This is a genomic window from Sphingobium sp. Leaf26, assembly GCF_001421665.1.
Classification (GTDB): Bacteria; Pseudomonadota; Alphaproteobacteria; order Sphingomonadales; family Sphingomonadaceae; genus Sphingobium.
In genome coordinates this window covers 103,740-115,367 of record NZ_LMKV01000030.1, presented here as the reverse complement: position 1 = coordinate 115,367, position 11,628 = coordinate 103,740, and the positions used below count along the sequence as shown (strand labels likewise).

General features: G+C 66.2%; 9 protein-coding genes and 1 tRNA gene. 7 read left to right on the top strand and 3 right to left on the bottom strand.

Annotated features, from left to right (window positions below):
- Position 1: 1 nt before the first annotated feature.
- Positions 2 to 490 (bottom strand): hypothetical protein, encoded by a 489-nt coding sequence (locus ASE85_RS19175; protein ID WP_082462926.1) that lies wholly within the window; start codon positions 488 to 490, stop codon positions 2 to 4.
- Positions 491 to 650: 160 nt separating this feature from the next.
- Between ASE85_RS19175 and ASE85_RS19170 the strand changes: the two genes are divergently transcribed.
- The 5 genes from ASE85_RS19170 (at position 651) to ASE85_RS23595 (ending at position 7,826) form a co-directional block, all read left to right on the top strand.
- Positions 651 to 737, top strand: a tRNA-Leu gene (locus tag ASE85_RS19170).
- A gap of 90 nt (positions 738 to 827) precedes the next feature.
- A complete protein-coding gene (locus tag ASE85_RS19165) occupies positions 828 to 4,187 on the top strand; it encodes a transglutaminase family protein (RefSeq protein ID WP_056692386.1) in 3,360 nt (1,119 codons plus the stop codon).
- Between the two features lie 206 nt (positions 4,188 to 4,393).
- Entirely contained in the window at positions 4,394 to 6,760 is a 2,367-nt protein-coding gene (locus ASE85_RS19160; protein ID WP_443018551.1) for a circularly permuted type 2 ATP-grasp protein, read from the top strand.
- Entirely contained in the window at positions 6,757 to 7,653 is an 897-nt protein-coding gene (locus tag ASE85_RS19155; RefSeq protein WP_056692380.1) for a transglutaminase family protein, read from the top strand. The genes ASE85_RS19160 and ASE85_RS19155 overlap by 4 nt, the downstream gene beginning before the upstream one ends.
- Positions 7,650 to 7,826, top strand: coding sequence for a hypothetical protein (locus tag ASE85_RS23595; protein ID WP_200928406.1), 177 nt, complete (start codon positions 7,650 to 7,652; stop codon positions 7,824 to 7,826). The genes ASE85_RS19155 and ASE85_RS23595 overlap by 4 nt, the downstream gene beginning before the upstream one ends.
- On the opposite strand, the gene ASE85_RS19150 is transcribed toward ASE85_RS23595, so the two are convergent.
- Entirely contained in the window at positions 7,827 to 9,197 is a 1,371-nt protein-coding gene (locus tag ASE85_RS19150) for a cytochrome P450 (RefSeq protein WP_056692377.1), read from the bottom strand. It lies immediately after the preceding gene.
- Positions 9,194 to 10,327 carry a hypothetical protein gene (locus ASE85_RS19145; RefSeq protein WP_056692689.1) on the bottom strand — a complete coding sequence of 378 codons (1,134 nt, stop codon included), beginning with the start codon at positions 10,325 to 10,327 and terminating at the stop codon, positions 9,194 to 9,196. The genes ASE85_RS19150 and ASE85_RS19145 overlap by 4 nt, the downstream gene beginning before the upstream one ends.
- Before the next feature lie 22 nt (positions 10,328 to 10,349).
- Here ASE85_RS19145 and ASE85_RS19140 point away from each other — a divergent pair, with 22 nt between their 5' ends.
- Together ASE85_RS19140 and kdsA are read left to right on the top strand one after the other, a co-directional pair.
- Positions 10,350 to 10,643 carry a hypothetical protein gene (locus ASE85_RS19140; protein ID WP_056692374.1) on the top strand — a complete coding sequence of 98 codons (294 nt, stop codon included), beginning with the start codon at positions 10,350 to 10,352 and terminating at the stop codon, positions 10,641 to 10,643.
- 5 nt (positions 10,644 to 10,648) lie between these two features.
- Entirely contained in the window at positions 10,649 to 11,476 is an 828-nt protein-coding gene (gene kdsA / locus ASE85_RS19135) for a 3-deoxy-8-phosphooctulonate synthase (RefSeq protein WP_056692686.1), read from the top strand.
- Positions 11,477 to 11,628 lie beyond the last annotated feature (152 nt).

Below are 11,628 nucleotides of genomic sequence, written 5' to 3'. Positions count from 1 at the left end.
ATCATTGGGGCAGGATGCTCTGCGCCGCCGCTGGTACCACAACCGGTGGCGGCGCAGCGGCCTCCTGCCTTTCGCGTGTCAGCGCTACGTCCGGTGGTGGCGTATCGCCCGACGCGAATCGCGCGACCTGTGGCGGTAACGCTTGAACCGGGGCAGGCGGCTCGAAGGCGACCTCCGCCACATGATCTTCCGTTAGCGGGTCATAACCGGCGTCGGTCAGGCCAGCCGCATCGACCCCCGCCATATCCGCCTTCCAGCGGCGTTCGGCCAGCGTCGGCCCACATCCGGTACAATGAATGACGCCCGGCCCTTTCTGGTTCGTCAAGCCCGCCTCTTGCACGCCATCATCGTCGATTGCGGTATCGATCATCGCGCTTTCCGTCCGCGCGGGCGCCTGCGGGCTGGTGACATAGCTGCCAAGCCCAAGGCCCAGAACCGCCGCCGTGCCAAGCGTCACGCCGGTTCCCATCCAGAAATGCGCCAAAGGCATGTAGCTTCTCCCCTGCCGGCGGCCTCGCTGCACCGGGCCGGCCTCACCTTCTCCAATCAATCATAACGCAGACGCAGATCACTTGTTGCATGACCCAAATGGCTTTGCTAAGGGCCGCCTCCTACCAAGTCACCGGCCCCGCCGGTTTCCTGTTTGATGTGCGGTCATGGCGGAATTGGTAGACGCGCAACGTTGAGGTCGTTGTGGCCGAAAGGCCGTGGAAGTTCGAGTCTTCTTGACCGCACCATCACCCCGCCGGGCCAGTGGCCCGGCAGAAACACCCCCCTCGATACGATTGGCTGTTGCATTGCAACAAGCGGTGGCGTTTGATCGCGCCATGCTCAAGGCCGCCCTGCACCACCTCACCGCCTATCGTTACAACCGCCCGATCCGGCTTGGTCCGCAGGTGGTCCGATTGCGCCCCGCGCCGCATAGCCGCACGAAGGTGCCGAACTATGCGCTGAAGATCGAACCGGCGAACCATTTCCTGAACTGGCAACAGGACCCGCACGGCAACTGGCTGGCGCGGATCGTGTTTCCCGACCCGGTCGATCATTTCTCGATCGAGGTCGACCTGCTCGCCGATCTCGACATCATCAATCCGTTCGATTTTTTTGTTGAGCCTTATGCGGAGAATTATCCCTTCGCCTATGACGATCAGCTCAAGACCGACCTTGCCGCCTATTTCGATATCGAGCCGCAGGGACCGAAGTTCGAGGCAATGGTCGCCCAATATGATGGCTATCGAAGCCGGACGGTCGATTTCCTGGTGGAGGTGAACCGCCGCCTGCAACAACAGGTCGGCTATGTCATCCGCATGGAGGCTGGCGTGCAGACGCCGGAAGAGACGCTGGACGTCGGCACCGGCTCCTGCCGCGATTCGGCCTGGCTGCTGGTACAATTGCTGCGGCGGCTGGGTTTCGCCGCGCGCTTCGTGTCGGGCTATTCGATCCAGTTGGTCGCCGATGTCGAACCGATCGAAGGGCCAAAGGGCGTGACCCAGGACGTGGTCGACCTGCACGCCTGGGCGGAGGCCTATGTGCCCGGCGCCGGATGGGTCGCACTCGACGCCACCAGCGGCATGTTCGCGGGGGAAGGGCATATTCCGCTCTGCGCCACGCCCCACTACAAGTCCGCCGCGCCGATCAGCGGCATGGCCGAACCGGCCGAAGTCGATTTCGACTTTGCGATGAGCGTCAGCCGCATTGCCGAAGCGGTGCGGATCACCAAGCCCTTCACCGACGCCCGCTGGGACGCGGTGATGGCATTGGGTGCGCAGGTGGATGCTGACCTGGCCGCGCAGGATGTGCGCCTGACCACCGGCGGCGAACCGACCTTCGTGGCCGAGGATGGCGGCGACGCGGGCGAATGGAATGGCGATGCGGTCGGCCCGACCAAGGCCGCCTATGCCGATCGGCTGATCCGCAAGCTGCGCGCGGAATTTGCGCCCGGCGGCCTGCTGCATCATGGGCAGGGCAAATGGTATCCGGGGGAAAGCCTGCCACGCTGGGCCTATGCCGTCTATTGGCGCAAGGATGGCGTGCCGCTGTGGCGCGACGAAAGCCTGATCGCGCCGGATGATGCGCCCGATGGCGCAGCGACGGTGACGGCAGCGGATGCCCACGCCTTTTTGGCCCATATGGCCGGCAATATGGGCTTTTCGGCGGAATATACCCATGCCGTCTATGAAGACCCGGCTGTCTGGGCGGTGAAGGAAGCCGACCTGCCGCTCAACGCCAGCCCCGACGATCCCAAGATCAGCGATCCCGAAGCCCGCGCCCGCATGGTCAAGACGTTCGAGCGCGGGCTCGACAAGCCGGTCGGCTATGTCCTGCCGGTGCAGCGCTGGCAGACACAGGCCAGCACACCGCGCTGGCAGAGCGAAATCTGGCAGTTGCGGCGCGGCAAGCTGTTCGCGGTGCCCGGCGATTCGGCGCTGGGCTATCGCCTGCCGCTCGGATCGCTGCCCTATGTGCCGCCGTCCGACTTCCCCTATATCCATCCCCGCGACACCAGCGAACCGCGTGAACCACTGGCGGATTTCCGGGCACAGGTAACACAACAGGCGAATGTCGAGGAAGTACGCGCCCAGCAATCGCAGCGCGTAGCCGGCCCGGATGGCGGCGTCGCCGCGCAGGAGCGGGTCGAACAGGTCTTCATCGAGGGCGCCGTCCGCACCGCCGTAACGGTCGAGCCGCGCGGCCATTATCTGTCCGTTTTCCTGCCGCCGGTGCAGGCGCTGGAAGATTATCTGGAACTGATCGCCGAAGTCGAGGCCGCCGCCGAAGCGCTGCGCATCCCCGTGCGAATCGAAGGCTATGCCCCGCCGCCAGACCCGCGCATCGACGTGTTGAAGGCCACACCAGATCCCGGCGTGATCGAGGTAAATGTTCAGCCGGCATCCAGTTGGGACGAGACGGTCGCGATCACCGAACGCCTCTATGCGCTGGCCCGCGAGTGCGAGCTGACCGCCGACAAGTTCATGGTCGATGGCCGGTCGGTCGGTACCGGCGGCGGCAATCATATCGTGCTGGGCGGGGCGACGCTGAACGACTCCCCCTTCATCCGTCGGCCGGATCTGCTGAAAAGCTTCGTCCTCTACTGGCAGCGCCACCCTGCCCTCTCCTATCTCTTCTCTGGCCTGTGCATCGGCCCGACGAGCCAGGCGCCACGCATCGACGAGGCGCGGCATGACGGGCTGTACGAGTTGGAGATCGCGCTGGCGCAGGTGCCGAACCCGTTTGCGGGCGATGGTGCCGCGCCGCCGCCATGGCTGGTCGATCGCCTGTTCCGCAACCTGCTGGTCGATGTCACCGGCAACACCCACCGCACCGAAATCTGCATCGACAAGATGTTCTCGCCCGACGGTCCGACCGGGCGGCTCGGCCTGCTGGAGTTTCGAGGTTTCGAAATGCCGCCCGAAGCGCGCATGAGCCTGGCCCAGCAATTGCTCATCCGCGCGCTGGCCGCCTGGTTTTGGCGTCAGCCGCAGCAGGGCAATCTGGTGCGCTGGGGCACGACGCTGCACGACCGTTTCATGCTGCCCCATTTCGTCTGGGCCGATTTCCTGGAGGTGCTGGGCGACCTCAAGAGTGCCGGTTATGATTTCGACCCCAACTGGTTCGAAGCGCAACGCCAGTTCCGTTTTCCGATTCATGGCGCGATCGACGCGGGCGGCGTGGGCCTCGAAATCACACATGCGCTCGAACCCTGGAACGTGCTGGGCGAAACCGGGGCGATCGGCGGCACGGTGCGCTATGTCGATTCATCGACCGAGCGCTTGCAGGTGCGCGCGACCGGCCTCGTCGCCGGGCGGCATATCATCGCCTGCAACGGCCGGCAGGTGCCGATGACCGCGACGTCGGTGCCAGGCGAAGGCGTGGGCGGCGTGCGCTACAAGGCATGGACCCCGGCGAACTGCCTGCATCCCAATCTGCCGGCCAACGCTCCGCTGACCTTCGATGTGCTCGACAGTTGGAGCGGACGGTCGCTGGGCGGCTGCGTCTATCATGTCGCGCATCCGGGCGGGCGCAATTACGATACGCTGCCGGTAAACGGCTATGAGGCGGAGGCGCGGCGCAAGGCGCGGTTCCAGGATTATGGCCATACGCCGGGTCAGGTCGACATGCCCGCCGCCGAACCGGCCGCCGAATTTCCGATGACGCTCGACCTGCGTTTCCGGCATCGCGGGCTTTAGGATGATTTCGCCCTTTCACCCTCACCCTTATCGGTGCATGCGCACCTCTTTCCCTCTCCCGCCGGCAGAAGGAAGGGGCCTGCGCCGCATAGCGGCGTGGGAAGGGTGAGGGCGATACCGTGGACGTCGACGTTCAATTAAGCTGGGCCGATAGCTATCTGGCGCGGGCCCCGGCGGGCGATCTGTTCGCCGGCGCCGCGCCGGCCATGGCGGCCCGCTGGCGCGCGATGCTGGAACGCCTGTCCATCCAGGCGCAGGGCGATCCCGCCATATTGGCCGATCATGTCGCGCGGCAGGCCATCGACCTCGGCATGGCGTTCCGCCACACCGGAGACGAGGAGGAGCGGTCCTGGCCGCTCGGTCCGGTCCCGCTGCTGGTCGATGCGGCGGAATGGGCCCATATCGAGCGTGGGCTGATCCAGCGCGCCGACCTGCTGGAACGGGTCGTCAGCGACGTCTATTCCACGCAAGCCCTGGTCCGTGACGGCAAGCTGCCCGCCAGCATCATCACCGGCAGCCCCCATTATTGGCGGGTGATGACCGGCACGCCACCGCCGCGCGGCCATCATCTCCATTTCTACGCCGCCGATATCGGCCGCGGCCCGACCGGCGAATGGCGGGTGCTGGCCGATCGGGTGCGGACCCCCGTGGGCGTGGGCTATGCGCTGGAAAACCGGCTGGCGCTGTCGCGCGCGACCGGGGACATGCTCGGCGCCATGAACACGCGGCGGCTCGCGCCCTTTTTCGACGAGTTGCGCCGGGGCCTCGCCGCCGACTGCACCCGCGCCGATCCGCGTATCGGCCTGCTGACGCCGGGCCGCTTCAACCAGAGCTATGCCGAACAGGCGCATCTCGCCCGCTATCTCGGCCTGTTGCTGGTGGAGGGGGACGACCTGATCGTGTCGGATGGTCGCCTGTTCGTGCGCACCATTCAGGGTTTGAAGCGCATCGACGGCCTGTGGCGCTGGATGGACAGCCGCTTTCTCGATCCGCTGGCCTTCGACGGGCAATCGCGCATCGGCGTGCCCGACCTGTATGACGCCTGCGCGCGTGGCGGCCTGATGGTCAGCAACTGGCCGGGCGCGGGCGTGATCGAATCGCGCGCCTTCGCCGCCTTCCTGCCGCAACTGGCGCAGGCGATGCTGGGCACCGACCTGATCCTGCCCAATATCGCAACCTGGTGGTGCGGCCAGCCGCGCGAGTGCGATCATGTGCAGGCGCAGATCGACAATCTCGTTGTCGGTTCCGCCTTCGACCAGCCGGTCGCCGGCCTGCCCCACACCCATTTCACCCCCGGATCGTCGCTCGACCGGGATCAGCGCGCCGCCCTGTTCGACGCGATGGCCCGCCGGCCGATGGACTATGTCGGGCAGGAAGTGGTGAAGCTGTCCACCACGCCCGCGATCATCGACGGGCAACTCACCCCCCTGCCCTTCACCCTGCGCATCTTCGTAGCGCGCGATGCGACCGGGCGCTGGCGCGTGATGCCCGGCGGCTTTACCCGGCTGGCGGGCCATGGCGACATTCGCGCCGCACTGATGGGCCGGGGCGACATGTCCGCCGACCTGTGCGTGGTCGACAGCAGCCCGGTGCCACCGGACAGCCTGCTCGGCGGCGGCACCCCCGCCATCCGCCGGGTCGGCGGAATGCTGCCGGCCAAGGCGGCGGACAATCTCTACTGGCTCGGCCGCTATATCGAACGGGCCGAAATGACGCTGCGCCTGATCCGGGCCATCGTCGGCGGGTCGATCGAGGCCGATCTTGGTCCTTCGCTCGCCTCCCCCACCATGGCGCGGCTGGTCGATCAACTGGTGCTTTGGGGCGCCGTGCCTGGCCGGGCTGGCACTGTCGGCGCGCTCTGCGCCACGGCGCTGGGCGATGCGCGCCAGTCGGGCAGCGTGCGCGCGCTGATGGCGACGGTCGCCAATATCGGCGAAGGGCTGCGCGATCGCCAGTCGAGCGACGTCTGGCGGCTGGTGCGGCTGCCGCTGCCCGGCTTCGACCCCGCCGTCACGGAAACATTGCTCGATGCCTCCGCCCGCCTGATCGAGCGCATGTCCGCGCTGTCGGGCCTTGCAGCGGAGAATATGGGCCGGACCGAGGGCTGGCGTTTCCATGACATGGGCCGGCGCATGGAGCGGGCGGTCAATGGCTGTCGCCTCATCGCCCTGTTCGGCGGGGACGATGCCTCGGCCGACGACCTGATGGTGCTGCTGGACCTGATGGACAGCCAGATCAGCTATCGCACCCGTTACCTGACCGGCCCGGCATTGCCGCCGGTGCGCGACCTGGTCGCGCTGGAACCGCATAATCCCCGCGCCATCGCGTGGCAGGCGCTGCGGCTGGCCGATCATGTCGCTGCGCTCCCGACCCTGCGCGCCGACGGCATGCCGGAAGAGCCGCGACGTCTGGCCGAAGCGCTGGCCGCCCGGCTGGCTTCGCTGACGGGCGACAGGCTGACCATGACCGACATCGCCGATGTGGAAAACCGCCTGCTGCGCCTGTCCGACGCGATCGGCCAGCGTTACTTCCTGCAACTGCACAAGACGCAGGATGCGGACATGCTGTCATGATCTACCATGTCCGTCACCGCACCATCTTGCGCTATGCCAGCCCGATGCGGCTGGCCCGCTTCAACCTGCGGCTGCGGCCCGCGCCCTGGATGGGCCAATGGACGTCCGACTATGCGCTCCACGTCGATCCCATGCCCTCCGTCATCGAATCGCGCCCCGCCGCCTGGCCGGTGCAGGTCGCCCGGCTGGTGATCGAAAGCCCGATCCGCCAGTTGACGATCGAAAGCCGTTTTCGCGCCGGCGTTCAGCACGGTGCGCCGATCCTGCCCGATGCCGGCGATCCGACCGTCGCCACGGTCGCGCGGGCGGCGATCCTGGATCGCGACATGGGGCCGTCCGCCCCGGCCCATTATCTGTTCGCTTCCCCCCGCGCGCCGCTGCTGGCGCCGATCGGCGACTGGGTGGGCGACACGCTGGCGCCGGACCGGCCGATCGTCGCCGCCGCACGCGATCTGGCGCTGCGGATCAAGGCGGAGTTCGCCTATCAGCCAGGTGCCACCACCGCCGCCACGCCGGTCGCCGACGCCTTCGCCGCGCGCCATGGCGTGTGTCAGGACTTCGCGCATGTCATGGTGGTGGCGCTGCGCCTCGCCGGCCTGCCCGCCGCCTATGTCAGCGGCTATCTGCGCACCCTGCCGCCACCGGGCATGCCGCGCCTCGTCGGCGCGGACGCCATGCACGCCTGGGTGATGCTGTGGTGTGGGCCGACGCGGGGCTGGATCGGGTTCGATCCGACCAATGGCGTCATCACCGGCGATGATCATCTGTTCGTCGCCATGGGCCGCGACTATGCCGACGTCGCCCCGATGGACGGATTGTTCGTCGGCGGCGCGGGCCAGAGCCTGTCGGTGATGGTCGATGTGGAGCCGGAAGAGGAAAAGGCGATCGCATGACCGCCATTATCCTCGTCCTCGCCGGCCTCTATTGCCTGGCGCGCGGTGTGATGGACCTGCGTGCGAAACGCTGGGTCTGGGGCGCGCTCGGCCTCGTCAGCGGCATCGCGATCATGGCCGCGCCGGTCCCGACGCCGGTCGAAACACCCCTGCCCGCCGGGCCATCGCGCTGATCAGACCCGTTCGAACATCAGCTTCATACCCTTGCGCGGGCGCACGGTCAGCCGGCTGATCGGTTCGGCCTTGAACCCCTTGGCCACCGTCAGCCGATAGCGGCGCAGCGTCGTGGCGATCACCGTCATCACCTCCTGCTGGGCAAAGCCCGCGCCGACACAGACGCGCGGTCCCCGGCTGAAGGGGAACCAGGCCTGTTTCGCCATCTCCGCATTGGCGGGATCGGCGAAGCGATCGGGATCGAAGGCATGCGGGCAGGCCCAGTTGTCCTTGTTGCGCTGGGTCAGCCAGGGGGCGACCACCAGCATCGCGCCCGGCTCCAGTTGCTTGTCGCGCATCTGCATCGGACAGGGGACCTCGCGCGGGAAGAAGGCGAGCGGCGGATAGAGGCGCAGCGTTTCCTTGAAGACATTGCGCACCACGGGCATGTCCTTGAGCATCGCGGCGGTGAAGGGATCTTCGCCCGCGATCTGCGCCACCTCGATACGGGCACGATCCTGGATATGGGCACATTCGGCGAGCAGGTACAGCGCCCAGGTCATGGTGCTGGCGGACGTCTCATGCCCCGCCAGAAAGATGGTCGCGACCTGATCCATCAGTTCCTTGAGCGTGAAATGCGCGCCCGTCTCAGGATGCTTCGCCTCCACCAGCGATTGCAGAATATCCCTATGCTGCGCCGGCTCGCCCGCATGGAAAGCGTCGAAACGCGCCGTCACGATCGGGCGAAAGACGTCGCGGATCGCCGTCGCCGGACGCTCCGACCATGTCCCGAACCAGCGGCTGGGCAGGCCGTAGAGGTCGAGCATGGAGGCGCTGTGCGAATAGCGCTGAAAACGGCCGAACGCCTTGTGGATGATCGCCGACCGCTTGAGGTCCAGCGTTTGGGAAAAGAGCGTGCGGAAGATGATGTCGGCCGCCACATGGGTCATCATAGGATCGATGTCGAACGGCTTGTCCGTCCCCGCCGCCTCGATCCGTGCGAGGAAAGCGTCCGCCGCCGCGGCCATCAGCGGCATCGACTTGGTCAGCGCGGTATGGGCGAAGGCGGGATTGACCATCGCCCGCTGATTTTCCCAATCCTCGCCATTGGCGGAAAAGACGCTGTTGCCGATCAGCGGCCACAGCCCCTTCACCAGTTCATGATGTTTGGGAAATTCCGTCCCGCCCTTCAGGATGCGATCGACCAGCACCAGTTCATTGGCGATATACATGGTCTGGCCGCGCCCGCGCACCTCCCCCATCTTCATCGTATAGCTTTTTTCGAACAGCACATGGATCCAGCTATGCCAGCCGATGAAGAAGCGCCGCATCATCGTGCGCTTGTTGCGCGTGGGCTGCGGGAATGGCGGGGTGAAGAGCGGATCGGTCATGGGATCGTCCTGAAGGCGGCGATGGATTCGTCGAGGCGGCGGCGACCCGCTGTCAGACTGATGAAATCGACAGGCGACAGGCGATCCCCGACGCGCAGATAATCGAAATGCGCCTCATATTTGTTGGACCAGCCGCCATGATAATTTTCCGGCTCATAGAAGAGGTGGAAGCGCGGCGATAGCATGTCGACCCGCGCCGCATGTCGATCGGCGACAAGAAGCAGCGGATTCACGTTGAAATAGGCCGCGCCATCCGGCGGGAAGGACAGGTCGACATAGCGGAAAGGCTTGTCGGCCAGCGCGCTGAGGTCCGCATGATACCAGCGGGCATCGGTGCGCAGCGCCACCACCGGCACCACCTGGCCCAGCCCGACCATGGCGAAATGGGCCGGCACCCCATCGCCGCGCCGGTCGAACAGGCGGCGCATCACCGACATGCCCAGGATCGTGCCGGCGCTGTGCGTGACGAACAGGATTTCGTCCCACGGTCCGTCCAGTTCGTCCGCGATACGCTGGGCAAAGGCATCGAGCCGCTCGTCCAGCGCCGCGCCCGGACCGCCGGCCGCCAGCCTATGATGATAATGAATGAAGCGCAGCAACCAGGGCACGACCAGCTTGTTCAGCCACCGGCCCGACAGCAGCGCACTCACGCCCACGCCCACCAGCGCCGCCGCCCAGAAAGGCAGCACGGTCCACAGCAACAGCGCCGGGATCAGCGCGAACAGGAGCGGGATCATCACCGCCAGAAAGGGCGGGTAGCAGATGGTCAGCACCGGGCCGGGCCGCAGGGCCTTCATCCGCTTGAACTGCATGAAGCGGCCATGGCCGACATAGGTGGCGATGGAGCGCCAGGCGAGTTTGAGCGGATTGCGAATCCACACTTTCCCGACCAGATCCTCCCAGCGCAGATATTCATAGTCGGTCTGGGTGCCGGCCGCGTCATTGTCCACGGTCCAGGCCGCCGACACGGTCGATCCGGCCGCGCCTGCACGCCGCGCGCTTACCGCCAGACTATCGCCGGTCAGGGCCGCATGGCGCGCCGCCTGATCGCGATAGAGCTGGTGATAGAAACGCACCCCGCGCGGGTCGAACCCACCCAGATAAAAGACTTTACGCTTGAACTTTTCCACCGCCCCCGCCCTAATCGGATCCATGAGTATATCCGAGCGCGATTATTGCTATTTCATCGACCACCGCAAATACAACCGCAATGTCGGTTGCCGCAAACATGATAATATGTACGGCATCAATGGCGGCGGCGGCGAACGGGACCGGTGGCGGGCCGACATGACCTTCTATCGCCATATGAAGGCCAATGGCGATCCGATGGCGCTGCCCGCACTGCTGGCGTGCCTGACCTTCGGCTGGTTCTGCTGGAACTATCATCCAGGCAAGGGGCTGTGGCGCGGTCAATTGTTGCGCCGCTTCGCCAAAACGCCCAAATGAGCGGCATGACCCAGCCCAAGCATGTGAACGTCGGCCCGATCACCTTCGGTAACGACCTGCCCTTCGTCCTGATTTCCGGCCCCTGCCAGATCGAAAGCCGCGACCATGCGCTGTTCATGGCCGACGCGCTGGCGAAGGCGGCGGGCAAGGCGGGCGTGCCCTTCATCTTCAAGAGCAGCTTCGACAAGGCGAACCGGACATCGGTATCGGGTCGGCGCGGCGTCGGCATCGACGCGGGCCTGGCGATCCTGGCCGAGGTGAAGGCGACGCTGGGCTGTCCGGTGCTGACCGACATTCACGGGGCCGAGCAGGTGGAGGCCGCGGCACAGGCGGTCGACATTCTCCAGATTCCGGCCTTTCTCTGCCGCCAGACCGACCTGCTGATCGCGGCCGGCCGGACAGGCGCGGTCATCAACGTCAAGAAGGGCCAGTTCCTCGCCCCTTGGGACATGGCGGCGGTGGCGCAGAAGGTCGCTTCCACCGGCAATGAGCGCATATTGCTGACCGAGCGCGGGGCAAGCTTTGGCTATAACACGCTGGTCAGCGACATGCGTGCACTGCCGACCATGGCGCAGACCGGCTATCCCGTCGTGTTCGACGCCACCCATTCGGTGCAGCAGCCCGGCGGGCTTGGCTCTGCATCCGGCGGCCAGCGCGAATTTGCGCCCCTGCTCGCCCGCAGCGCGGTGGCGGCCGGGGTCGCGGCGATCTTTGCCGAGGCCCATGAAGACCCGGACAATGCCCCGTCCGACGGCCCGGTCATGCTGCCGCTCGATTGGGTCGGGCCGATGCTGGAGAAGCTGGTTGCGATCGATGGCGTGGTGAAGGGCTGAAAAGGCCCGCCCTGTTCCGGTTCTCCGGCGCAGGCCGGGGAGCGATCGCTCCTTAACTTCGCACTTTTCCCGCAGATCGTGAAATTTCGTTGCGCGGGCCTGATCCTATCAGAAAGTCAGGCCCGCGAACGATCAGCCGGACCATCGCATGA

What these genes read in the sequence shown, in the direction of transcription:
- ASE85_RS19175 (WP_082462926.1), bottom strand. Translation starts at nt 490, where the DNA reads ATGCCTTTGGCGCATTTCTGGATGGGAACCGGCGTGACGCTTGGCACG.
- ASE85_RS19165 (WP_056692386.1), top strand. Translation starts at nt 828, where the DNA reads ATGCTCAAGGCCGCCCTGCACCACCTCACCGCCTATCGTTACAACCGC.
- ASE85_RS19160 (WP_443018551.1), top strand. Translation starts at nt 4,394, where the DNA reads ATGGCGGCCCGCTGGCGCGCGATGCTGGAACGCCTGTCCATCCAGGCG.
- ASE85_RS19155 (WP_056692380.1), top strand. Translation starts at nt 6,757, where the DNA reads ATGATCTACCATGTCCGTCACCGCACCATCTTGCGCTATGCCAGCCCG.
- ASE85_RS23595 (WP_200928406.1), top strand. Translation starts at nt 7,650, where the DNA reads ATGACCGCCATTATCCTCGTCCTCGCCGGCCTCTATTGCCTGGCGCGC.
- ASE85_RS19150 (WP_056692377.1), bottom strand. Translation starts at nt 9,197, where the DNA reads ATGACCGATCCGCTCTTCACCCCGCCATTCCCGCAGCCCACGCGCAAC.
- ASE85_RS19140 (WP_056692374.1), top strand. Translation starts at nt 10,350, where the DNA reads ATGAGTATATCCGAGCGCGATTATTGCTATTTCATCGACCACCGCAAA.
- kdsA (WP_056692686.1), top strand. Translation starts at nt 10,649, where the DNA reads ATGACCCAGCCCAAGCATGTGAACGTCGGCCCGATCACCTTCGGTAAC.